This window comes from Pseudomonas sp. IT-P74 (assembly GCF_949768175.1).
Classification (GTDB): Bacteria; Pseudomonadota; Gammaproteobacteria; order Pseudomonadales; family Pseudomonadaceae; genus Aquipseudomonas.
Window position 1 is genome coordinate 36,010 of sequence record NZ_CATKQD010000003.1, and the last position, 23,350, is coordinate 59,359.

Annotated in this window: 20 protein-coding genes and 1 pseudogene; 5 read left to right on the forward strand and 16 right to left on the reverse strand. The window is 61.8% G+C overall.

Going from position 1 to position 23,350, the window contains the following annotated elements; translation table 11 throughout:
• Nucleotides 1-41 precede the first annotated feature (41 nt).
• From ACM6J5_RS02835 to ACM6J5_RS02870, 8 genes are all read right to left on the reverse strand, one after another.
• A complete protein-coding gene (locus ACM6J5_RS02835) occupies nt 42-1,193 on the reverse strand; it encodes an acyl-CoA dehydrogenase family protein (RefSeq protein WP_414927767.1) in 1,152 nt (383 codons plus the stop codon).
• 18 nt (nt 1,194-1,211) lie between these two features.
• The gene (locus ACM6J5_RS02840) at nt 1,212-2,300 is read right to left on the reverse strand and encodes an enoyl-CoA hydratase/isomerase family protein (RefSeq protein WP_414927768.1); all 1,089 of its coding nucleotides are present in this window, start codon (nt 2,298-2,300) and stop codon (nt 1,212-1,214) included.
• Between the two features lie 2 nt (nt 2,301-2,302).
• Nucleotides 2,303-3,193, reverse strand: coding sequence for a 3-hydroxyisobutyrate dehydrogenase (gene mmsB, locus ACM6J5_RS02845; protein ID WP_150673354.1), 891 nt, complete (start codon nt 3,191-3,193; stop codon nt 2,303-2,305).
• A gap of 90 nt (nt 3,194-3,283) precedes the next feature.
• Nucleotides 3,284-4,792, reverse strand: coding sequence for a CoA-acylating methylmalonate-semialdehyde dehydrogenase (locus ACM6J5_RS02850; protein ID WP_150673355.1), 1,509 nt, complete (start codon nt 4,790-4,792; stop codon nt 3,284-3,286).
• A 103-nt stretch (nt 4,793-4,895) separates the two neighbouring features.
• Nucleotides 4,896-6,599, reverse strand: coding sequence for an AMP-binding protein (locus ACM6J5_RS02855; RefSeq protein WP_150673356.1), 1,704 nt, complete (start codon nt 6,597-6,599; stop codon nt 4,896-4,898).
• A 288-nt stretch (nt 6,600-6,887) separates the two neighbouring features.
• Nucleotides 6,888-8,138: an OprD family porin gene (locus ACM6J5_RS02860; protein ID WP_414927769.1), complete on the reverse strand. Its 1,251-nt coding sequence runs from the start codon at nt 8,136-8,138 to the stop codon at nt 6,888-6,890.
• Nucleotides 8,139-8,311: 173 nt separating this feature from the next.
• Nucleotides 8,312-9,961, reverse strand: coding sequence for a cation acetate symporter (locus tag ACM6J5_RS02865; RefSeq protein ID WP_414927770.1), 1,650 nt, complete (start codon nt 9,959-9,961; stop codon nt 8,312-8,314).
• Nucleotides 9,958-10,287 (reverse strand): DUF485 domain-containing protein, encoded by a 330-nt coding sequence (locus tag ACM6J5_RS02870; protein WP_150673359.1) that lies wholly within the window; start codon nt 10,285-10,287, stop codon nt 9,958-9,960. Before ACM6J5_RS02870 ends, ACM6J5_RS02865 begins: the two co-directional genes overlap by 4 nt.
• Before the next feature lie 387 nt (nt 10,288-10,674).
• Here ACM6J5_RS02870 and ACM6J5_RS02875 point away from each other — a divergent pair, with 387 nt between their 5' ends.
• Nucleotides 10,675-11,625 carry a LysR family transcriptional regulator gene (locus ACM6J5_RS02875; RefSeq protein ID WP_191628406.1) on the forward strand — a complete coding sequence of 317 codons (951 nt, stop codon included), beginning with the start codon at nt 10,675-10,677 and terminating at the stop codon, nt 11,623-11,625.
• A 135-nt stretch (nt 11,626-11,760) separates the two neighbouring features.
• Here ACM6J5_RS02875 and ACM6J5_RS02880 read toward each other — a convergent pair whose 3' ends face one another.
• Complete coding sequence (locus ACM6J5_RS02880) at nt 11,761-12,246, reverse strand: DUF6130 family protein (protein WP_095941822.1); 486 nt, start codon at nt 12,244-12,246, stop codon at nt 11,761-11,763.
• Nucleotides 12,247-12,369: 123 nt separating this feature from the next.
• Nucleotides 12,370-12,462, reverse strand: a pseudogene (locus ACM6J5_RS02885) (LysR family transcriptional regulator); the annotation flags it as partial.
• 352 nt (nt 12,463-12,814) lie between these two features.
• Between ACM6J5_RS02885 and ACM6J5_RS02890 the strand changes: the two are divergent.
• Nucleotides 12,815-13,159: a DUF6124 family protein gene (locus ACM6J5_RS02890; protein ID WP_414927771.1), complete on the forward strand. Its 345-nt coding sequence runs from the start codon at nt 12,815-12,817 to the stop codon at nt 13,157-13,159.
• A 160-nt stretch (nt 13,160-13,319) separates the two neighbouring features.
• Here ACM6J5_RS02890 and ACM6J5_RS02895 read toward each other — a convergent pair whose 3' ends face one another.
• The 4 genes from ACM6J5_RS02895 to ACM6J5_RS02910 form a co-directional block, all read right to left on the reverse strand.
• Nucleotides 13,320-15,059, reverse strand: a complete 1,740-nt coding sequence (locus tag ACM6J5_RS02895; RefSeq protein WP_414927772.1) for a dipeptidase — start codon at nt 15,057-15,059, stop codon at nt 13,320-13,322.
• A gap of 160 nt (nt 15,060-15,219) precedes the next feature.
• Nucleotides 15,220-15,519: a hypothetical protein gene (locus tag ACM6J5_RS02900; protein ID WP_095941825.1), complete on the reverse strand. Its 300-nt coding sequence runs from the start codon at nt 15,517-15,519 to the stop codon at nt 15,220-15,222.
• 167 nt (nt 15,520-15,686) lie between these two features.
• A complete protein-coding gene (gene gltS / locus ACM6J5_RS02905) occupies nt 15,687-16,901 on the reverse strand; it encodes a sodium/glutamate symporter (protein ID WP_150673362.1) in 1,215 nt (404 codons plus the stop codon).
• Nucleotides 16,902-17,126: 225 nt separating this feature from the next.
• Complete coding sequence (locus ACM6J5_RS02910; RefSeq protein ID WP_095941827.1) at nt 17,127-17,687, reverse strand: YSC84-related protein; 561 nt, start codon at nt 17,685-17,687, stop codon at nt 17,127-17,129.
• Between the two features lie 935 nt (nt 17,688-18,622).
• Between ACM6J5_RS02910 and nirB the strand changes: the two genes are divergently transcribed.
• The 3 genes from nirB to ACM6J5_RS02925 all read left to right on the forward strand — a co-directional run bounded on the left by nirB (nt 18,623) and on the right by ACM6J5_RS02925 (nt 22,104).
• Nucleotides 18,623-21,184: a nitrite reductase large subunit NirB gene (gene nirB, locus ACM6J5_RS02915; protein ID WP_414927773.1), complete on the forward strand. Its 2,562-nt coding sequence runs from the start codon at nt 18,623-18,625 to the stop codon at nt 21,182-21,184.
• A complete protein-coding gene (gene nirD / locus ACM6J5_RS02920) occupies nt 21,184-21,570 on the forward strand; it encodes a nitrite reductase small subunit NirD (protein ID WP_095941829.1) in 387 nt (128 codons plus the stop codon). The genes nirB and nirD overlap by 1 nt, the downstream gene beginning before the upstream one ends.
• Before the next feature lie 93 nt (nt 21,571-21,663).
• Nucleotides 21,664-22,104, forward strand: a complete 441-nt coding sequence (locus tag ACM6J5_RS02925) for a CBS domain-containing protein (RefSeq protein WP_095941830.1) — start codon at nt 21,664-21,666, stop codon at nt 22,102-22,104.
• Between the two features lie 26 nt (nt 22,105-22,130).
• Here ACM6J5_RS02925 and ACM6J5_RS02930 read toward each other — a convergent pair whose 3' ends face one another.
• Together ACM6J5_RS02930 and ACM6J5_RS02935 are read right to left on the reverse strand one after the other, a co-directional pair.
• A complete protein-coding gene (locus tag ACM6J5_RS02930; protein WP_172435280.1) occupies nt 22,131-22,280 on the reverse strand; it encodes a hypothetical protein in 150 nt (49 codons plus the stop codon).
• 92 nt (nt 22,281-22,372) lie between these two features.
• The gene (locus tag ACM6J5_RS02935; protein WP_095941831.1) at nt 22,373-23,344 is read right to left on the reverse strand and encodes an alpha/beta fold hydrolase; all 972 of its coding nucleotides are present in this window, start codon (nt 23,342-23,344) and stop codon (nt 22,373-22,375) included.
• Nucleotides 23,345-23,350 lie beyond the last annotated feature (6 nt).

The window sequence follows — 23,350 nt, forward strand, 5'->3', positions numbered from 1 at the left end:
AGGTGAAGGCCGGACGCGGCAGTCGCGTCCGGCTGAAGGGGTCAGAGCGCGTAGTGGCTCAGTTCGCGGGCGATCAGCAGGCGCTGGACCTCGCTGGTGCCTTCGTAGATCTGGGTGATGCGCGCATCGCGGTAGTAGCGCTCCACCGGGTAATCTTCCAGGTAACCGTAGCCGCCATGGATCTGCAGGGCGCTGGAGCACACGCGCTCGGCCATTTCCGAGGCGAACAGCTTGGCCTGGGAGGCTTCGGACAGGCACGCTTGACCGGCGCTTTTCAGGCGCGCCGCATGCAGGATCAGCAGGCGGCTGGCGTTGAGCCGGGTGTGCATGTCGGCGAGCAGGTTGGACACGCTCTGGTGCTCGATGATCGGCTTGCCGAACTGGACGCGTTCGCGGGCATAGCCCAGGGCGGCCTCGAAGGCGGCGCGGGCGATTCCCAGGGCCTGGGCGGCGATGCCGATGCGACCGCCTTCAAGGTTCGACAAGGCAATGGCCAGGCCCTTGCCACGTTCACCCAGCAGGTTGGCCTCGGGGATGGTGCAGTCGTTCAGGGTCACCGCGCAGGTATCGGAGGCTTTGATGCCCATCTTGTGTTCACTGCGGTCGACCACGAACCCGGGATTGTCAGTCGGTACCAGGAAGGCAGAGAGCCCCTTTTTGCCCAGTTGCGCATCGGTGACAGCGAAGACAATGGCCAGCCTGGCGCGCTTGCCGTTGCTGACGAACTGCTTGGCGCCATTGAGTACCCATTGGCCGTCGCGCAGTTCGGCACGGGTACGCAGGTTGTGCGCCTCGGAGCCGGCCTGTGGCTCGGTCAGGCAGAAGCAGCCGATCGCTTGACCACTGACCAGCAGCGGCAGCCAGCTGTCCTGCTGCGCGGGGGTACCGTATTTCAGCAGGGGGCCGCAGCCCACCGAGTTGTGGATGCTCATCAGCGCGCCGAGGGCACCGTCGCCGGCCGAGATTTCTTCCACGGCCAGGGCGTAGGCCACATAGTCGGTGTAGCTGCCGCCCCAGGTGTCCGGCACGATCATGCCCAGCAGCCCCAGCTCGCCCATCTGCGCGACCACGGCGTCATCGATCCAGCCGGCCTTCTCCCAGGCCTGGGCATGTGGCGCGACCTCGCTGCGGGCGAAGTCGCGCGCCATGTCGCGGATCATGCGTTGTTCTTCGGTCAATTCGATATCGTGCATTGCAATGTCTCCTGCCGATCAGGCGGTGCGTACGGGCTTGCCAGAGGCGCGTTCAAAGTCGTTGAAGAAGGCCTGCACCCGGGCAGGTACCAGCTCTGCCAGGGTTGGCGGGTTCCAGCGTGGGCACTTGTCCTTGTCGATGATCAGGGCGCGCACACCCTCCATCAGGTCGCCCTTGGCGAACCACTGGTAGTCCAGGTGCAACTCAAGGGCGAAGCACTCGGCCAGGCTCAGGTAACGACCACGGCGCAACAACTCAAGCGTCGCGGCCATCGCCAGCGGCGAGCGGCTGTCGAGCAATTTCACCGTCTGCTCGGCCCAGTCTTGCAATTCGGGGCGCTGTTCGCGCTGCAGCGCGGCGCGAATGGCCGGGACATCGGACAAGGCGAAATATTCGTCGATTGCCTGGCGACAGGCCTTGAGCTCGGACCCGGCAAGACGCTCGGTGGCCATTTCGGCGAGCAGGTCCTGCAAGTCTTCGTCCGGCGCAGCGGTCCAGTTCAGGTGGTCGAGACAGGCATCCAGTTCGGCCAGTCGTTCGCTGGGCAGGTAGTAGTCGGCAAGGTTGGCGTAGAGGGCATCGGCGGCGCGCACCTGGCAGCCGGTGAGACCCAGATAGGTTCCCAGCTCACCCGGCAGGCGCGGCAGGAAATAGCTGCCACCGACATCGGGGAAAAAGCCGATGCCGACTTCCGGCATGCCCATCCGCGTGCGCTCGGTGATCACCCGCATCGAGGCGGCCTGGGCCAGGCCCATGCCACCGCCCAGGACGAAGCCATCGAGCAGCGCCAGCACTGGCTTGGTGTAGCCATGCAGGTACTCGTCCAGGGCGTACTCTTCCTCGAGGAACAGCTCATGCTGGTTGTCGCCGGCCTTGTAGCTGTCGTACAGCATGCGAATGTCGCCGCCGGCGCAGAAGGCCTTTTCACCGGCTCCGCGAATGGTCACGGCGACGATCTCCGGGTCCTGCTCCCACGCCCACAGGTGCCGGCAGAGCAGGCGCACCATGGGCAGGTCCAGGGTGTTCAACGCGCTTGGCCGATTCAGTGTCAGGTGGCCGACGCGGTTGCGTACGCTGGCCAGCACCGGGGCTTGCTGCTCGCTCATGTTCAGGCTTCCCCGCGGAACAGGTTGATGATGGCGGAGAAGTCCAGGCCGCCGTTACCTTGCAAGCTGAAGGTCTGGTACAGCTGCTGGGCGACAGCACCGAGGGCGACCGGTTGACGCGCGTGCCTGGCCGCTTCGGTGGCCAGGCCCAGGTCCTTGAGCATCAGGTCGCTGCCAAAGCCGCCGCTGTAGCCACGTGAGGCCGGCGCGTTTTCCAGTACGCCCGGGAACGGGTTGTTGACCTCCGAGCTCCAGCAGCGACCGCTTGAGGTATTGATGATCCCGGCCAGCACCTTGGCGTCCATCCCGAGGGATACACCCAGGGCCATGGCTTCGGCGACGCCGACCATGGAGATGCCAAGCAGCATGTTGTTGGCGATCTTGGCCACCTGGCCGTTGCCTGCTGCGCCGCAGTGGACGATGTTCTTGCCCATGGCCGAGAGGATCGGCAGGGCCTGGTCGAATACGCTGTCCGGGCCGCCGACCATAAAGGTCAGGGTGCCTGCCGCCGCACCACCGGTGCCGCCGGATACCGGCGCGTCGAGCATCGGGTTGCCTTGGGCAAGGGCATATTTGGCCACCTCGCGGGTGCTCAGCGGGTCGATGGTCGAACTGTCGATCAGCAATATGCCTGGGCCGATGTTGGCCAGCAGGCCGTCCTTGCCGCGATAGACCTGCTTCACGTGTTCGGCGGTCGGCAGCATGGTGATGATCACCTCAACCCTGGCCCTGGCCACGGCGGCGGGCGAGTCGGCGGCGCTGGCGCCGGCCTCCACCAGAGCGGCGACCGCCTGGGGGAAGGGATCGAAGACAGTCAGGCTGTGACCGGCCTTGAGCAGGTTGCGGGCCATTGGGCCGCCCATGTTGCCGAGGCCGAGAAATCCGATATGCATGTTGGCTACCTTTACGATAGGGGGGGCAGTGGCGCAGGAAATCCAGCGCGCGCTTGTCGTCGGCCGACGCTGGGCGCCGGCCGGCAAGGGTCATTTCAGGGTGATGGTGGTGTTCACCGCGCCACCGGTGTCATCCTCGTCGAACCAGCGCTGGGTGATCGTCTTGGTCTGGGTGTAGAAGGTCACCACTTGCTTGCCGTACGGACCCAGGTCGCCCAGCTTGGAGGCGCGCGAGCCGGAGAAGGAGAACAGCGGGACCGGTACCGGGATCGGCACGTTGATGCCCACCTGACCGACGTCGATCTCTTCCTGGAAGTGACGCGCGGCAGCACCGGAGCGGGTGAACAGGGCGGTGCCGTTGCCGTTCGGGTTGGCGTTGATGATCTCGATCGCTTCGTCCAGGTTGGCGGCGTGCATCACGCACAGCACCGGGCCGAAGATCTCTTCGCGGTACACCGACATTTGCGCGGTGACGCCGGAGAAAATGGTCGGGCCGACGAAGTTGCCGTCCTGGTAGCCCGGCACGCTCGGGTTGCGTCCATCCAGTTCAAGTTTTGCGCCTTCTTCGATGCCGCTGGCGATCAGGCCGTTGACGCGCTCCAGGGCGGCGCAGGAAATCACCGGGCCGATGTCGGTGCCCGGCTCGGTGCCGCCATTGATCTTGAGGGTTTTGGTCCGTTCGATCAGGTCCGGCAGCCAGGTTTGCGCTTCACCCACGAGGATCACCACCGGCAGCGCCATGCAGCGCTGGCCGGCGGCGCCGAAGGAGGCGCCCAGCAGGTTGTTCAGGGTCTGCTGCCGGTTGGCATCGGGCAGGACGATGGCGTGGTTCTTCGCGCCCATCATGCATTGCGCGCGCTTGCCGTTCTGGGTGGCGCGGTTATAAACGTGGGTACCGACCTTGGTCGAGCCGACAAAGGACACGGCCTTGATGTCCGGGTGATCGCAGATCAGGTTCACCGCGTCGACGCCGCCGTGGATGACGTTGAGCACGCCCTTGGGTACCCCGGCCTCCAGCGCCAGTTCCACCAGGCGCATGGTCACCAGCGGATCTTGCTCGGACGGCTTGAGGACGAAGGTGTTGCCGGTGGCAATGGCCATCGGGAACATCCACAGCGGGATCATCGCCGGGAAGTTGAACGGGGTAATGCCGGCGCACACGCCCAGCGGCTGCAGCAAGGTGTAGGTGTCGACGCCGTTGGCCACGTTATTGGCCAGTTCGCCCATCTGAAGGTTACCGATGCTGGCGGCGTGCTCGACCACTTCCAGGCCGCGGAACACGTCACCTTCGGCATCCGGCAGGGTCTTGCCTTGCTCGGCGGTCAGCAGGGCGGCCAGTTCCTTGATGTTCTCGCGGATCAGTTGCTGGTACTTGAGAAAGACCCGGGAGCGGGCACCGATCGGAGTCTTGCGCCAGGTCTTGAAGGCTTGTTTGGCGCTGGCAACGGCGGCGTTCATTTCTTCGGCGGTGGCGAAGGGGACGCGGGCCAGGACTTCCTGGGTGGCCGGGTTGACCACGTCGCGCCACTGGGTGCTGCGCGATTCGACGAATTCGCCGTTGATGAGAAGCTTGACGCTGGGAATGATGGAAGAGGTCATTTACGGGTCCTGCCTGCTTTCTTTAGGTCGAATGAGGCCCCTCGGCGTGGTTGGCCGAGCGGTCGGGTTTGGATTTGGGAGGGCCGGCGAGCCGGCCCGGGGTTCAGCCTTTGAGTTGCGGGAAGTCTTCTTCGAAGTATTCCTGCGGGCCACGAGCGTCGCCCTGGCGACGCTGCGTTTCCATTTGCCGCAGTTCCACCCGGCGGATCTTTCCGGAGATGGTCTTGGGCAGCTCGCTGACAAACTCGATGCGCCGTACCCGCTTGTAGGGCGCCAGGTGCTCGCGGGCGAAGGCGAAGATGCTGCCGGCCAGTTCGTGGCTGCCCTGGGCTTCATGGGCCAGGATCAGATAGGCCTTGGGCACTGCCAGGCGCACCGGGTCGGGGCTTGGCACCACGGCCACTTCCATCACCGCCGGGTGCTCGATCAGCGCGCTTTCCAGCTCGAAGGGGCTGATGCGGTAGTCGGAGGCCTTGAACACGTCATCGGCACGGCCGACGAAAGTGATGTAGCCCTCTTCGTCGATCTGCGCGGTGTCGCCGGTGCGGTAGTAGCCGTCGCGCATCACTTCGGCGGTCTTTTCCGGGCTGTCCTCGTAGCACAGCATCAGGCCCAGCGGACGCACGTCCAGCGGCAGGGCTACTTCGCCTTCGTTACCCGGCAGGCCATCGGGGTCGAGCATGGTCACCCGGTAGCCTGGCAGTGGACGGCCCATGGAGCCCGGCTTGAGCCGCTGGCCGGGCGTGTTGCCGACCAGGGCGGTGGTTTCCGACTGGCCGAAGCCGTCGCGCAGCAACAGGCCCCAGGCGTGCAGGATCTGCTCGATGATCTCCGGGTTGAGCGGCTCACCGGCGCCCACCAGTTCGCGCAGGCGCAGACGAGTCTTGTAGCTGGCCAGGTCTTCCTGGATCAGCATTCGCCATACGGTAGGCGGCGCGCACAGGCTGGTGACGCCGTAGCGTTCCAGCACGCCGAGCAGGGCTGGCGCGCTGAAGCGTGCGGTGTTGTGGATAAAGATGCAGGCACCGGCATTCCACGGTGCGAAGAGGCAACTCCAGGCGTGCTTGGCCCAGCCCGGGGACGAAATGTTCAGGTGCAGGTCGCCCGGCTGCAGGCCGATCCAGTACATGGTCGAAAGGTGGCCGACCGGGTAACTCTGGTGACTGTGCAGCACCATCTTCGGCTTGGAGGTGGTGCCGGAGGTGAAGTACAGCAGCATCGGGTCGGTGGCCAGTGTGCGGCCCTCGGTTTCGAACTGCTCGGAATATTCGCCAGCGGCGCTGTGCGGGGTCCAGCCGGCGGGGGACGGGCCAACGCAGATGCGGGTGCAGTCTTCACCCAGCCCGACGAACTTGTCGACATGGGCGCTACCGACCACCAGGTGGGAAACATGGCCACGCTCGATGCGGTCGCGCAGGTCATCGGGGGTCAGCAGGGCGGTGGCGGGGATGACGACGGCGCCGAGTTTGAAGGCGGCCAGCATGGTTTCCCACAGGGCAACGTCGTTACCGAGCATCAGCAGGATGCGTTCGCCGCGGCGCACGCCCAGGGCACGCAGGTGATTGGCCACCTGGTTGGAGCGCGCGGCCAGTTGCTGGAAGCTGTAGCGTTGTTCGCTGCCGTCCTCTTCGACGATCCACAGGGCATTGGCCTGGTTGCCCTCGGCCATGGCATCGAAGTAATCCAGCGCCCAGTTGAATTCGCTCAGCTGCGGCCAGCGGAAGTCACGCACGGCGGTGGCGTAGTCGGTGCGGTGGGCCAGCAGGAAGTCACGAGCGGCCAGGAAGGGTTGGCAGTGGTTGTTCATTGGAGTCTCCCGAGGTGCGCGCGGGTGCCTGAAAGTGGGGAGACGACGGCAAACAAGAATGGCTTCACGATGGGTGCCCTGTTTATTTTTATTGGGACTGACCTGGTTCATGACCAGGCGGTTGAATCGAGTATAGGCAGGCATAAATCAAATAAGAATGCTCAAAAAGTCCCGTGCGTTGTGCAAAAAAACACAGGCTTGCGGCATCCCTGATGCACCGTAAATGCACAAGGCGGGCGCTGCCCGCACCGTCAAGCGATGTGAGCTGCGCCCGCCTTGTGCGGGTGCTTACCAGAGCGCCAGGGTATAGCTGAGGATCAGGCGGTTCTCGTTGAGATCGTTACCGAAGTGAGCGGTGCGCACCGTAGCGTTGCGCCACTTCATACCGATGTTTTTCAGCGGGCCGCTCTGCACCACGTAGCCGATGTCGGTGTCGCGCTCCCATTCGCGGCCGTCGGGCTTGCCGGCGCCCAGATCGATGCTGTCGCCGGACAGGTAGCGGGTCATGAAGGTCAGGCCGGGAATGCCCAGCGCCGCGAAGTTGTAGTCGTAGCGCGCCTGCCAGGAACGCTCGTCCTTGTTGGCGAAGTCGTTGATCTGCACGAAGTTGACCAGGTAGGCGTCGCTGCCATTGACGTAGGCAAAACCGGTGTCGCCGCTCATGCGTTGGTAGCCGAGACCGAAGGCATGGCCGCCCAGGGCATAGGTGAACATGGCGCCGAAGGCGTTGTTGTCGATGTTGCTGTTGCCATCGTCGGTGGAGCGGGCGTAGCGCAGGTCGCTCTTGAACGTCTGGCCTGGGCCCAGCGGCAGCACGTGGACCAGACTGAACTGGTGCTGGTGGTAGAAGTCGTCCAGGCCGCCGTAGTTGTAGCCTGTGTTCAGTCGGTCGTTCCATTGGTAGGCAAGGCCGGCGAAATTGAACGCGTCGCTGCGGGCCTGGCCACTGACAATGCCCTTGGCGCCGGTGGTGGTGATCGCCATTTTCTCGTAGTCCGAGGAGTCGCGCTGGTTGACCCGATCCACGCGCCCGGCATCGAAACTCAGGCCTTTGATCTCCTGGACGTTCAACTGGCCACCGCGAAATGTTTGCGGCAACAGGCGCGAGTCATTGGCCAGCAGTACCGGCAACTTCGGGGTCAGGGTGCCGAGCTTGAGCACGCTATTGGATGCTTTGAACTTGGCCGTCAGGCCCAGTTCGCCGTACTCGTCCTTGGCGCGCTTGGGCGGCTCGTTATCGCGTTTGAGCAGGCCGGAGCCGGCGCGATCGGGACTGGAGTCGAGCTTGATGCCGAGCTGGCCGAGGGCATCGATACCGACGCCGATCATGCCGTCGGTATAACCGGATTCGTAGCGCAGCAGGAAGCCCTGGGCCCATTCTTCCTGCTTGGACTGGGCGGCATTTGCCTGGCGGAAGTCGCGGTTGAAATAGAAATTGCGCGTTTCCAGTCTGGCCGTGCTGTCTGCCAGGAAGTCGGCGTGAGCCTGTGCGGCGAGCCCGCTACCGGCCAGGAACAGGGTGAGGGTGGTGGGTTTCATTGGATGCCTTTTGTTGTTTTTGTTGTCGACGAGCCGCTCCCGCGCCGCTTGGCGTTGGCGAGGGAAGGGCGCTTTTGGGGTGTCCTGCGCCGAGCGGCGCAGGTCGGGCGTAAAAAAGCGCGAAGCAAAGGAGCGGACTCGCGCTCGGGGCGTCAGCCCCGGAAAAAGCAGCGTCAGTGACTGCTGGCCATGGCAGCTCCAAGGCCGGTCTGGGCACGGACGAACTGGTCGGCATAGGCGGCGCGTTCGCGGTCGGCGCGTTCGCTGCGGTCAAGCCTGGAAGCCACCACTATGACCAGGAAGGCCAGTGGCATGGAGAACAGCGCCGGCTGGTCGTAAGGGAAAAGCGCCTGGGCGTGCCCCAGTACACCGACCCACACCGACGGCGAACCGATCACCAGGGCCAGTGCGCTGATCAGGCCGGTCAGGCCGCCATAGAGGGCGCCGCGGGTGGTCAGGCCGCCCCAGTACATGGCCATGATCAATACCGGGAAATTCGCCGAGGCGGCGATGCCGAACGTCAGGCCGACCAGGAAGGCGATGTTCTGGCCCTCGAACAGAATGCCGAGGGCAATCGCAACGACGCCCAGGCAGATGGTGGCGATGCGCGACACGCGCATTTCCTTTTTCTCGTCGGCGCAGCCCTTCTTCAATACCGAAGCATAAAGGTCATGGGAGATGGCCGAGGCACCGGCCAGGGCCAGGCCGGCCACCACCGCGAGAATGGTGGCGAAAGCCACGGCAGAGAGGAAACCGAGAAACAGGTTGCCGCCCACCGCCTTCGCCAGGTGCATGGCCACCATATTGCCGCCGCCAATCATGGCCCCGCCGAGTTTGCCATCGACGTAGTACTGAGGATCCGTGCCGACGATGACGATGGCGGTATAGCCCAGGACGCAGACCACCAGGAAGAAGAAGCCGATGAACACGGTGGCGAACAGTACGGATTTACGCGCTTCCTTGGCATTGGGCACAGTGAAGAAGCGCATCAGGATGTGCGGCAGGCCGGCAATGCCGAAGACCAGTCCGAGGGATAAGGACACCGCGTTGATCGGGTCGGCCAGCAAAGTGCCGGGGCCCATGATCTGCACGCCGCTGGCATGCACGGCCACCGCCTGGGCGGCCAGTGTCTCGAAGCTGAAGTCGAAGCGACTCAGGGCCATCAGTACCAGGGTGGTGCCGCCCGCCAGGAGCAGGACCGCCTTGGTGATCTGTACCCATGTGGTGGCGAGCATGCCGCCGAAGATCACGTAGACCAGCATCAACAATCCGACCACCACCACCGCCGTGCGGTAGTCGAGGCCGAACAGCAGTTTGATCAGTTGACCGGCACCGACCATCTGCACCACCAGATAGCAGCACACCACGGTCAGCGATCCAAGGGCGGCGAAGCTGCGCACGCGGGTTTGATCGAGGCGGTAGGAGACGATGTCGGCGAAGGTGTAGCGCCCCAGGTTGCGCAAGCGCTCAGCCATCAGGAAGGTGACGATGGGCCAGCCGACGAAGAAGCCGATGATATAGACGAAGCCGTCGTAGCCCTTGGCGAAGACCATGCTCGACAGGCCCAGCAGAGTGGCCGCCGACATGTAGTCACCGGCGATGGCCAGGCCATTCTGGAAGCCGGTGATACCGCCACCGGCGCTATAGAAATCGGCGGCGGAGCGGGTGCGTCGTGCCGCCCACCAGGTGATCAGCAGGGTGGCGAGGACGAAGACGAAAAACATGCCGATGGCGTGCAGGTTGAGCGGTTGCTTCTGCGCAACGATGGGCTCGGCATGGGCCAGCACAGGGCTCAGGGCGAGTAGGGCGGACAGGCGTTTCATGCGCGGGACTCCTGCAGGATCTGCGAACTGAGCACGTCGAAGCGGGTGTTGGCGCGGTGCACGTACCAGGCGGTGAGTAGCCAGGACAACAGGATGATCGTGACGCCGATTGGCATGCCGAGGCTGAGGTGGCTGCCGTCGTGCAGCGGCAGGTGCAGCCAGGCAGGGGCGAAAGCCACCACCATGATGAAGCTGTAGTAGATAGCCAGGACCGCGCCGCTCAGCGTCCAGGCCAGCAGTGCACGCTGACGCGCGAGGCGCTGGAACTTGGGGTTGGCCCTGACCCGTGCACAGGTCTGGACGTGGTTCGGATGGTCGGTCGTCATGGTGAGGCTCCGCATTTCTAGTTGTTTTTGTTGTTCGGCCTTTTGAGGGGCGTACGGGTACCCGGGCAGCGACCCGATGCGGGACGCCACCTGAATGCTGATGTGCTGGAGTTATTGCCGCCTGGATGACCCTGCAGTGCAGAGAGGGCGGTGCAGGAGGGCGGACCAACGGCAGACGAGAATCGTGGCCGCGATTGCGCTGTTGCGCAGCTGCTTGTGTCCGGCGTGCAAGCCGGTGTTTATCCATGCGCTCATGCTGTCAGCCCTCGATATTTATTATTTGGGAGGGTGCCTTCCCGGCCTGAAAACGACGCTGGCCAAGCTGGGTGAGATGCGAGTATATAAGTGCATATTTCCCATATGTATTGGCAGAAAAGCCCGATGGATATGCAAAAAAGCACAACGCAGAATCCGCTGAACTGGGACGACTTGCGTTTCTTCCTCGAAGTTGCCCGTGCTCGCACCGCCAGCGGTGCGGCCCGCCGCCTGGGAGTGGACTACACCACGGTGTCACGGCGCATCCGGGCCCTGGAGCAGTGCCTGGGCGCTCTGCTGTTCGAGAAGTCGCGAACCGCAGGTTTTGTCCTGACCGTGGAGGGGCAGCGTCTGGTCGGCCACGCCGAATCCCTGGAAAGTACGCTGCTGGTAGCCTGCGAGCAGGTTTTCGGCACCACCGGGGGACTCTCCGGGCACCTGCGCATCGGCTGTACCGAAGCCTTCGGCACCTGTTTCATCACGGCGCAGATGAGCCACTTCCTCGAGCACTACCCGAACATTTCGGCGGACATTTTGCCGGTCCCGCACTTCATCAACCTGTCACGGCGCGAGGCGGACATCGCCATCACCCTGGAACGGCCCGAGCGCGGTCCCTATGTGTGCTCGCGATTGTGCGACTACCGCCTGCGCCTGTATGCGACGCCTGCGTACCTGGCCAATCATCCGCCGATCGGCTGTCGCGAGGACCTGGCCGGCCACCCGTTCGTGACCTACGTCGAAGACCTGGCCTTCAGCTTCAAGCTGCTCTACCTGAACGACCTGATGCCCGGCGCCAACAGCCGCCTGCGCAGCACCAGCGTGGTCGCCCACTACCACGCAGCCCTGGAAGGGCGGGCGCTGGCCATCCTGCCCTGCTTCCTCGCCGGCCCCGATCCCCGCCTGTGCGAAGTGCTGCCGGGTGAAGTGGAGGTCACGCGGCAGTTCTGGATGTATTACAGCGAAGACCTGCGCAAGCTGAAGCGGATCACCCTGGTGGCCGAGTACCTGCGTGCCAGCGCGGAACTGAATCGCCCGCTGCTGATGGGCGAGTCACGAGTGATGGGCTATCTGCCGTCACCCTGAGGGGGGCGTTGTGCAGCCAGAAGTAAAACGCAGTGCAGGTTGGCGAAAAGACTTGAAAACAGCGTAGTCAGTTAGATGTGTTTTCGAAATCAGAGGCTACTCACACCACCGCAGTCAGCTATGAACACTCAATCGTCATGGTTTTACTGCGTGATCATTGTCAATGTGGGGAACGTCCGCCGGTTTCTTCTGCGGAACGATAAAGCTCACTGTCGTACTGGTGAGGATCTTGTGAGTCGGGTCGGCCACTTCAAGAAGAACCTTGTGAGTGCCGGGCGTCAGTCCGACCAGGATGATCGGGTCTTCGCTGGTGTGCGCCCATGTGCCTTTCCAGTCGTCGACGGTCACGTGGAGGTGGCCGAGACGTGGTGATACTTCAACAGCCGTTTTGCCAAATACCGGCATGATCCTGGCGTGTTCCGTTCGATACTGGATAATGACAACACCGCGGGCGAGTGGCTCGGCAAGCGGGGGGTAGGCAATGAGTGTTGGCGCAGTCTCGGATTCCAACGGAAGTATTGCCGGAGGGGAATCGGTGTCCGCTACCCCTTGTCCGCACACGGCTGTGCAAAAGAAGACACCCAAAGCCAGGGCCAATAGATTTCCGGGAGCGAGGGACATGGTTTTTTCCCGCGTGATTTCATTCAAGCCTAGATCAAACCGAGTATTTCCCGGTGTTTATTTGAAATCGGAATCACTCACGTATTTCATCCGTGCCATCCAGGCATCTTGACCATGGATGACTCAGCGCTTGTAACGCAGAGCGTCCACCACTACGCCGAACGCTGAAGAATGCTCACGGCGATTGGGGTAGTAGAGGTGGTAACCGGCAAAAGGCGCCGGAGGGCGCTTGTTTAAAGGTGTTTAAGGTTACTTCATGCAAGCTACAAGACCTTGCGCCGTTGCCTACGGTTACGCCAGAATCCGCCGGCTTGTGCGCCTCGCAGGCCGTCGGTAACTTGATTCGTGTCACTGCTCATCAGTGATCGGGTTTAGTCGCCTGGTGGTAATTGAAGTCGCTCAAGTGTCCGTCAGACAGGTATTTACACCTGTATTTGATGGTGGCTGTGCGCAGGGCACCTTCGGGTGCGCCGGCTTCTTCAATTCCCCGGTCGACTAACCTGCGTACAGCTGCCACCCCTTCGTTTAGTCGCGAAGTGGTGACCGCATCACTCAGGAATTGAAGATCATGTTCAAGGTAACGCCAAACCCACCGGAGGCCGATCCGGTCTCCCCACATGAACCCGACTCAACCAGGCTCAACGAAGCCGCCCCCGATTTTCACATCCCCTCGATTGCCGATATCAAAGCCACACCGCGCACCCCCGGCACCTTGTTCACCGTGGACCCGCAGGCGAGTCCCGAAACCTTGATGGTTTATCTGGTCGAAACTCTCGCGTCGGTCGATGTGATGGTCCACCAGTTGGTGGATCACCTGGACGGTGGGTCGCGCAATGCGCTGCTGGGCATTTCCAACAGTGTGATGCTGGCGGAGATCACGGCGAACCGGGTGCTGGATCAAATCGACCCGTAGGAGCGAGCTTGCTCGCGATGGAGGGTAACGATGACGCGGGAAACCAGACGGCCCGTGGCGCCCTTGGGTTTTTCGCGAGCAGGCTCGCTCCTACAGGGGGCGGCATGTGGTTTGGAAGTGAAAGGAATGGACCCGCCAGGGCGGCGGGTCCGAAGGGGGATCAAAGCTTCGGCAATTGCCCGATGCGGCCCATCATTTCGGTCACGATCTGCAAGTCCAGCAGGAACTGCTCGGTGGTCTTGAACTCGTTGTCGTTGTGACCGGTGTATTTGACATTCGGCATCGCCAGGCCGAATTGCACGCCGTTGGGCAGTTCATGCACGGAGGTGGCGCCGGCGGAGGTGCCGAACTTGTGTTCCATGCCGAGGTTTTCGCTGGCCACCGCGAGCAGGGCCTTGACCCATTCACCCTCGGGATTGCGGTACATCGGTTCGGCAATCGACAGGTCAAAGGTTGGTGTGATGCTGGTTTGCTTGCTCCAGGCGTCCAGCTTTGCGGCGATTTCGGACTTGAGCACTTGCGGGGATTTGCCCTTCGGCACGCGCAGGTTGACCGCGAGCCTGAAGGCTTTGTCGTCCATCCCGACATAGGTCAGGGAGGTGGTCAGCGGGCCCATGAATTCATCGGCAAAACCGACCCCCAGCTTGCCACCCAGGTAGTCCAGCCCCCAGTTGTCGGCGGCGTAGCGGGCGGCGTCGGTGATCTGGTTGTGCTTGAGCGCGACCTTGCCGTCCAGGCCATTGATGAAGTCGAGCATCCTGGCCACCGGGTTGACGCCGGACTCGGGCTCGGAGGAGTGGGCGGACACACCGGTGACCGTCAGCTTGACGTCCTTGCCGTCGACCTTGGCGGCGATCTCGAAATTGCCGCCGTTGCGCTTGGCATACTCGGTGCCGGCCTTTTGCAGGCTGGCGGCCAGCTCGGCGGGCTTGTCGGTCACCAGGGTCGCGACCGATGTCGACGGAATCTGGTTGGTGGCCAGGCCGCCGGTCATCAAGGTGATTTGCGCGCCCTTGCCTTGTGCGGTGCGCTTGGCGAAGCTGGCCATGACCGTGCCGTAGCCTTTCTCGGCGATTACCACCGGGTAGCCGCCATCCAGCGCCAGGTTGTAGTTGGGCGTCGGGTTGCGTTCGAAGTAGTAGGGGATGGCGTCACCCGTGGTCTCTTCGGTGGTGTCGACCAGCAGCTTGAAATTGCGGGCCAGCGGCAGTTTCTCTTCCTTGATGATCTTCATGGCGTACAGCGCCACCACGATGCCGTTCTTGTCATCCTCGGTGCCGCGGCCATACATGCGATCGCCGATCAGGGTGACCTTGAACGGGTCGAGGCGGGTGCCGTCCTGCAGCACCCAATTTTCCGGCGTCACCGGCACCACATCGGCATGGGCGTGAATGCCCACGACTTCAGCGCCGCTGCCTTCCAGGGAGATCTCGTAGACGCGGTTGTCGATGTTGCGAAAGTTCAGGTTGAACGCCTGTGCCAGCCCCTTGATCTTCTCGGCAATCTTGAGGAATTCGGGGTTGTCGTGCTGGGCCACCCCGTCCACGTTCACGGTCGGAATGGCCACCAGCTCCTTCAGGGTTTCGGTGGCCGCGCTGCCGTATTTCACCCGGGCATAGAGGCCAAGCAAACGATGGATTTCGTTTTGCTGTTCAGCGCTAAGCGTCTTGTTGTCGAGGAAGGCACGGATGGCCGCGCCGAGGTCGTCGGTCTTGGCGATATCGCTCTTGGCCAGGCTTGCCAGGAACTGCCGGAAATCCTTGACCGATGCATCGCTGAAGGTCTTGAGGATGATCGCGCTCTGTTGCGGGGTGATGTTGGCGTGGGCAGCGGTGGTGAACGACGAAAGGCTGGCGAGCATCAGGGTGGTCGCAGCCAGGTGCTTGAGGGAAAAATCCATTGCTGGGGGCATTCCTTTGCAGGCGGTTTGTAAGAAATATCTGATCGGTCGATCAGAAACCTTTCAAAACTAACACCGCGAGCGTGTGAAACGGGAGCCCCTGAAGTGGGATCTGTCGCACAGAAATGCAAAAGCGACGCAGAAATGAAAAACCGCTCTATCAATGCTTACATTCCGCCATCACCACTTTGCAGGTGCTTGGCGTGCCGCCGGATCGGCCGGAATAACGTATGCAATTACTCAGGGATTTCTGGCGAGCCATGTCCAGGGTGTCGCCCCAGGCGAGGCCACCTTCGCCGACAGTGGGGAGGGCTTTTGCATAGCAGGCCGAGCCAGTGCCGGGGGCTGAATATCGAGCCGTACTGGCTTTGCCCGAACAGCCGGCTATCAGCGCCAGATCGACGGCGAGCAGGGATAGCAGGAGCCATGACGACCATGGGGGCGCAGTGTGTCCCGTCATCCCGGTTCCCCTGTAGCAAGAGGCGCATTTGAGATCGTGCCTGGCCGGATCAGGGCTGGGGCACACTCTATCTCTGAGCCTATCCTTGCGGCATCGATCCTGCTGCTCCTTTCGTCCGCTTTCCTGAGTTCGGTGTGTCTGGCCCTCCGAGAGCCGGGCTGAGGTCGCTACAGACCACTGAACAGGCTGATGATCACGGCATTGACCAGGTCAATGAAAAAGCCGCACACCAGCGGCACGATCAGGAAGGCCTGGTGCGCCGCACCGTACTTTTGCGTCACGGTCGACATGTTGACGATGGCCGTCGCCGTGGAGCCGAGGGCAATCCCGCCGAATCCGGAAGCGATCACGCTGGCTTCGTAATTGCGCCCCATAAAGCGGAAGACCACAAAGTACGTATAGGCGACCGTCAGCAGGATTTGCAGGGTCATTGCGCACAGAATGAACATCAACGCGCCGTTGAGTTGCCATAGCTGAAGCCCCATCAGGGCCATGGTCAAGAACATGCCCAGACAGATGTCGGAGATCAGCGACAGGCCCAGGCTGGCACCGCTCCAGGTTTTCAGTCGCTGATCACCGACAAAGGCCAGAACGAGGTGGTGAATGACGATGCCTGCAAACAGGCAGCTGACAAACCTGGGCAGGGTGATGCCAGCATCGACCAGCAGCAGGTTGAGTCCATAGCCGAGCATCAGGGTCAGGTTGAGCCACATCCAGGCCCAGAGCACGTCGTAGTAGTCCAGCGCCTTGCCCGGTTGTTGCTCGAGAATGCCGACTTCCAGCTCCGCATCCCTGGACGGCGTCAGTTGATAACGGCGAATCAGCTGGTTGGCGATCGGGCCACCGATGACGCAAGCGGCAATCAGGCCGACGGTGTTGCTGGCGATACCCAGTTCGTGGGCGTTACCGATGCCCAGTTTTTCGACGAAGAGCGGTGCCCAGGCCAGGGTGGTGCCCACCCCACCGGTGAGGGAAATGGAGCCCACCATCAAGCCCGCCTTGGGATCAAGCCCAAACGCCTGGGCCACGCCCATGCCCAGCGAGTTCTGCAACAGGATGAACACGGCGGCGAGCAACAGCAGGATCAGCAGCGGACGCCCACCCTTGAGCAGTTGGCGCATGTCCGACTTCAAGCCAATGCCGGCAAAGAAATAGAGCAGCAGGGTGTCGCGAACTTGCAGATCGAATTCGATCTGGATATTCAGGCCGAAGTACAGCAAGGACGTCACCGCCGCACAGACAAAGCCGCCGACCACGGATTCGGGGATGCAGTATTGACGGAGAAAGGCGTTGTGCTGGACGAGGGTCTTGCCGAGGAAAAGCAGGAGGATGGCAAGGGTAAAACTCACGAGGCCGTGAACCTGGAAGAGCTGTGAAGTCATTTAAGGCCTACCTGAAAACCGGAAAGTCATTATCAGGATTCGTTCGTCCAATGTTTAGACCTGTATCAATGAACGGTCGAAACAGCCTTGCTCGTCCAGATAGCTTCCCAATCATCAGGTGCGTCTGTGCGCCAGGGGTGAGGACAGCCTAGCCTAAACGGGAAAACCCATCCCGGTTGGCACAGGCTGCCATCACGCTTGCGATGGGCAGTCAGACACCTGACTTCAGCGCTTGATCAGCGAAATCTTCGTTCCTTCGATACTGACCCCCGCCATCAATCCTTGCTGGTCGAAGATGAATGCGTAGGCGTCGTCTTTGAGCGTTGAGCTGGACAGGTTCTTCGCAACCCCTTCATCCACAAACACAACTGTTGGCCCTACACCGATTTCCCAGCCCTTGGTTTTGGCGACATAGTCCACGGCTTTGTCGGTCATCAGGAAAACCACATAGCCATACGACTGGGCGCCGGCCTGAAGCCCCCATGAACCGCTGACGGAGTTGTAGTAGTTCTCGACTTTCGTGCCCTTCATTAGAACGCCTTCGCCATAGCTGCCGCCGAACACGAGACCCGCCTTGATGATGTTCGGGAAAACCAGCACAGCCTTGGCTTGATGCGAGATGGTTTCGGAGAATGGGTTGGTCTTGTAGAGCGCCTGCAAGGCTTGTCGAGCGTCGGTATTCAGATCCTCGGCGGTGGCCGCTGCGGCATTGTTCAGGAAACCGGCCGATGCCAAGGTTGCAATCGCGAGGAAGAACGAGAGGAAGAAGCGCATTGATTGAGTCATTTGCGTACTCCGCCGAGGGAGCAGGGGATGAGAGCAGCGGCAAGTACCTGCATCAGGCAGGAACCGAACCCACTGAGGTTATCCGGCGCACCCTGAAAGGTGTGAATTGCAGGCATCGCTCGTGAATGAAGTTGGCCTGAGGCCACTGAACATTTGCGTTGCCATCAGCTGTTGTGACCACGGCGTAATGGCCGGGTTCGCTGTCAGTTCAGGTTCTGGCCGTCAGTTTCACCTTGCGAAGGATTGAATCGGTTCGTCATGCGATCAATGCAGGCAGCAAAAGGCCCGCGCAATGGCGGGCCTTCTGTTTGGGGTCAAATCCTTTTGTGCTTCCAATCTGCGCCCCATCTTGTGAGCGTTTCGTGAAAAGCATGTCGTAGCAATGAAAAAAGCCCGGCGTCGGTCGGACTCTCTGTAGATGGGCCAAATCCTTTTGGCTGATCCCATTGTGATGGGTAGATGTGACGACGACATGACAGCGCTGACCGGAAAAGCTGATCGCTGCCAACAACAGGCTTGAGTTCCAACGAGCTGTGGAATCGAACGGTCCATGCACTTTTATAAAGCGCCATGGGCAACAACGTGCACCAGTCGGAAGCGCCGCAAAACGCGTTCGCCTGCGGTAGTTCCAGCGTCGTGACAATCCTCCCGGGCTCAAGAGTCAGTGTTTCCAGACAGTTGAAGTCTCTCTGTCGCAGGCTGGCACAAAGGCTGCAAGGCTGACATCAGGTCCACCTGGAACGCATTCGTGTGGACAGCCCCCTCGGTCAACGACGATCGATTGGCCGAACAGGTCGTGGGCAGCATCGGTGGACCGGGCATAGATGCCTGATTTCAACACCGCAAAAGAACAGGCAAAGACGCCTGGAACCGCAAGGTTTCAGGCGTTTTTTTTTGCTTTTAAAACCGTGATTGGCTCGGGCTGGGTGCTTTCTATGAATTCCAATGTTGCCACGTTGAACAAGATGCAAACGTTGATCGTGATCGGTAATGGCATGGTCGGACATCATTGTGTCGAACAGCTGATCGAGCGGGGAGCGCTGGAGCATTACCGGCTGCACGTCTTCAGTGAGGAGCCAATGCGGGCCTATGACCGTGTGCATCTTTCCGAGTACTTCGCAGGTCGTGATGCCGAGTCGCTGGCGCTGTCCGATGCGTCGCTTTACCAGACGCCCGGCGTTACGCTGCATCTGGGTGTGCCGGTATTGGAAATCGACCGCGTCCGTCGTCAGGTGGTCACCTCGCAAGGTTGCGTCACGTATGACAAATTGGTTCTGGCCACCGGGTCTTATCCGTTTGTTCCGCCAATCGAAGGCGCCGAAGGTCAATCGCGCCTGGTCTATCGCACCCTGGAAGACCTCGATGCCATTCGGGCGGCGGCGGCCAATGCCCGGCGTGGCGTGGTGGTCGGCGGGGGCTTGCTGGGTCTGGAAGCCGCGAACGCATTGAAGAGCCTGGGCCTTGAAGCCCACGTGGTGGAATTCGCGCCGCGCTTGATGCCGGTACAACTCGATGACCTCGGTGGCCAGGCGCTCAAGGCGCAGATCGAACGATTGGGCGTCGGTGTACACCTGTCCCGCGCCACTCAATCGATCAGTGCGGGCGAGCAGTACCGCTATCGCATGAATTTCGCCAATGACGAGTTCCTCGAAACCGACCTGATCGTGTTTTCCGCCGGTATCCGCGCTCAAGACGCGCTGGCTCGTCAATGCGCGCTGCAGATCGGTCCGCGCGGTGGCGTGGTGATCGACGACACGTGCCTCAGTTGCGACCCGAACATCTACGCCATCGGTGAATGCGCTTCATGGAACGGCAGCCTGTTCGGCCTGGTCGCGCCGGGCTACCAGATGGCGCGCAGCGTCGCGGCCCGTCTGTGCAACGAAGTCGCCGAGCCGTTCATCGGTGCCGACATGTCGACCAAGCTCAAGCTGCTGGGGGTGGATGTCGGCTCCATCGGCGACGCCCACGGCAACACCCCGGGCGCACGCAGCTATCAATTCATCGACGAAACCAGCGCCAGCTATCGCCGCCTGGTGGTGGATGCCAGTGGCAAACACGTCCTCGGTGCAGTGCTGGTCGGTGACAACAGCTACTACGACACCTTGCTGCAATACATGCAGAACGGCATCGCCTTGCCGTCGGAACCCGCCAGCCTGATTCTGCCGTCCTCCGAAGGCGCGCCGACCCTGGGCCCGGGTGCGCTGCCCGAGTCGGCCACGGTGTGCTCCTGTCATAACGTCACCAAGGGTTCCATCTGTTCGGCCATCGACGGCGGCTGCACCGACCTGGGCCAGCTCAAGGCGCAGACCAAGGCCTGTACCGGCTGTGGCGGTTGCGCCGGGTTGCTCAAGCAAGTGTTCGAGCATGAGCTGATTGCCCGTGGCGTCAGTGTCGACAAGAGCCTGTGCGAACACTTCGCCTACACCCGCCAGGAGCTTTATGCGCTGGTCCGGGTAGAGGGCGTGATCACCTTCGACGAACTGTTGGCCAAACATGGCCGGGGCCACACCGGCTGCGACGTCTGCAAACCGGCGGTGGGCTCGATCCTCGCCTCGTGCTGGAACCAGCCGATCATGGACACGTCGCTGGTGCCGTTGCAGGACACCAACGACACCTTCATGGCCAACATGCAGAAAAACGGCACCTATTCGGTGGTGCCGCGCATCGCCGGGGGCGAGATCACCGCCGACAAACTGATCGCGATTGGCGTGGTGGCGAAGAAATACGACCTCTACACCAAGATCACCGGCGGCCAGCGCATCGACCTGTTCGGCGCTCAGTTGCATCAGTTGCCGGACATCTGGGCCGAGCTGATCGAGGCCGGTTTCGAAACCGGGCACGCCTATGGCAAATCGACCCGCACGGTGAAGTCCTGCGTCGGCAGCACCTGGTGCCGTTACGGCGTGCAGGACAGCGTGCAAATGGCCCTGACCCTCGAGGATCGCTACAAGGGCCTGCGCTCGCCGCACAAGCTCAAGTTCGCAGTCTCCGGCTGCACCCGTGAGTGTGCCGAGGCGCAGAGCAAGGACGTTGGCGTGATCGCCACCGAGAAAGGCTGGAACCTCTACGTGGCCGGTAACGGCGGCATGCGCCCACGCCACGCCGAACTGTTCGCCACCGACCTCGATGACGCCACCCTGATCCGTTACATCGACCGCTTCCTGATGTTCTACATCCGCACCGCCGACAAATTGCAGCGCACCTCGGTCTGGCGCGAGAGCCTGGAGGGCGGCCTGGATTACCTCAAGGACGTGATCATCAACGACAGCCTGGGGCTTGGCTTTGAGCTCGAATCGCAGATGCAGCTGGTGGTCAACCGCTACGAATGCGAATGGGCCAACGCCCTGAAAGACCCGGAAAAACTCAAGCGCTTTCGCACCTTCGTCAACGATCAACGCCCGGACCCGGACATCCATTTTGTCCAGGAACGCGGTCAGCGCCGGCCGATCATGGCCTCTGAACTCCACCTTATCCCTGTCATCGAGGAGATTGCCTGATGAGCCAGTCCGATACCCAGCGCGCTTATTCCAGTTTCTCCCTGGTCAATCCCGATGCCTGGCAAGCGGTGTGCAGCCAGGAGGATCTGGTGAGTAACTCCGGCGTCGTCGTTTGGCTCGACGGTGCACAAGTGGCGCTGTTCTACCTGCCGGCTGCCGAGGGCAAGACCCTCTATGCCGTCGATAATCATGACCCGCAATCCGGGGCGAATGTCATCGGTCGCGGGCTGATCGGCAGCATCAAGGGCGATCTGGTGATTGCCTCGCCACTCTACAAACAGCATTTCCGCCTTGAGGACGGCAGTTGCCTGGAGTATCCGCAGCAGCGCCTGCGGGTCTGGCCGGTGCGCCTGAACGCAGGCCGGGTGGAGGTCGCGGTGGCCTGACCACCTGCGGGGGCTGAACGCTCATTCAATCAATGATTCATGCCAGGCTCCGGCGGAGTCGATGATCAATGACAAACAGTATCGGAGGCTTGTATGAAAACAGCTGCGCAACTGCTGAAGCTCAAGGCCGTGCAGAACCGGCGGGTGCATAGCATCGCGCCAGACCAGACGGTGCTTGAAGCGTTGAAGATGATGGCGGAAAAAAATGTCGGTGCTCTACCCGTCATGGAGGAGGGACAGGTGGTCGGCGTGATCAGCGAACGCGACTATGCGCGCAAGGTCGTTCTGCAGGGGCGCTCTTCGGTCGGTACGCCGGTCCGGGCCATCATGAGCGCGCCAGTCGTGACAGCAGACAGTCAGCAAAGCATCGAGCGTTGCATGGCGGTCATGACCGACAGTCATCTGCGCCATCTACCGGTGGTGGAGGGCGACCAACTGATCGGCCTGTTGTCGATTGGTGATCTGGTCAAGGAAGCCATCGTCGAGCAGACCGAGCTGATCCGGCAACTGGAACACTACATTCGCGGCCATTAAAACGACCGGGGGCAGGGTGGATCACCTCACAGAAATTCAGCGATGCCAGCCTTGATAGTCCGGGCTATGAGATAGGCCGGAACAAACGCAAATCCTGCGAGCAGCAAGCAGGCGTAAACCCTGACCATGAGGCGAACGGCTTCAGGTGGCTCGTCGGTGGCGATGAGATTGCTCATGGTTCCCTCCAGTCTTGAATCCTTATAGCCAACACCGGCCCGGTGTTGGCGCCGCCTGCATGTTCTATGGCATTTCAATTATGGATAAAAATTCAACCTTCTGATGAGAGCTTCTTCAGGAAGTCGAGTAGCAGCTCATTGACCTCTGTCGCGCGCTCTTGCTGTATCCAGTGACCGGCACCTTCGAGAATATGACACCCGCGCAGTTCCGGCAGTGTCTGCGCGAAGGCTTCGATCTGCCGCGGGGAGCTCGGAAACTTCAGCACGCCGTCGCGGCTCCCGGCAATGAACATCGACGGCTGCCGGATAACGCAACCGCGCCAAGGTGCCAGCAGTGCCCATGAGCGCGTCATGTTGCGGTACCAGTTCAAGCCGCCGCGAAATCCGCTGCGGTTGAATTCGCCGGTGTAGTAGGCAATATCTTCGAGGCTTAGCCAGTCTGGCAGGGTTTCGGGCTCGATCATCGCGCCCAGGAAACCCTGGCCCGGCTGCAGCCGGCCGAACACCGGCCAATCGGGGCCGTCACCCGAGCCACTGAAGTAGATGCGCCGGATCGACGACTCGACGTCCCTTTCCAGCTCGGCCTCGGCCACGCCCGGCGTCTGGAAATACTGGATGTAGAAGTCGCTGATACCCCGCGAGGCCAGCGCGCTGAGGAGGTCCACGCGCGCCGGTGGCGAGAAGGGAACGCTCATGCCGACCACTGCGCGGAACAGATCGGGTCGCATCATTGCCGCGCTCCAGGCCACCTGCGCGCCCCAGTCATGGCCGACGATCACGGCTTGCTGTTCGCCGAGTGCGTTGACCAACTCGACCATGTCGCCGACCAGGTGGAGCGTGGTGTAGGCGTCGGGCTCGGCTGGCGCATCCGTGCCGCCATAGCCGCGCATGTCGGGCGCTACCGCTCTGTAGCCGGCGGCCGCCAGCGCAGCAAGCTGGTTGCGCCACGAGTACCACAGCTCCGGAAAACCGTGGCATAGCAAGACCAGCGGGCCGCCACCTTGCGTTGCTATCTGCATGCGGATGCCATTGATGTCGAGCAGTTCGAGGTGTGGCTCGTTCATATGCGC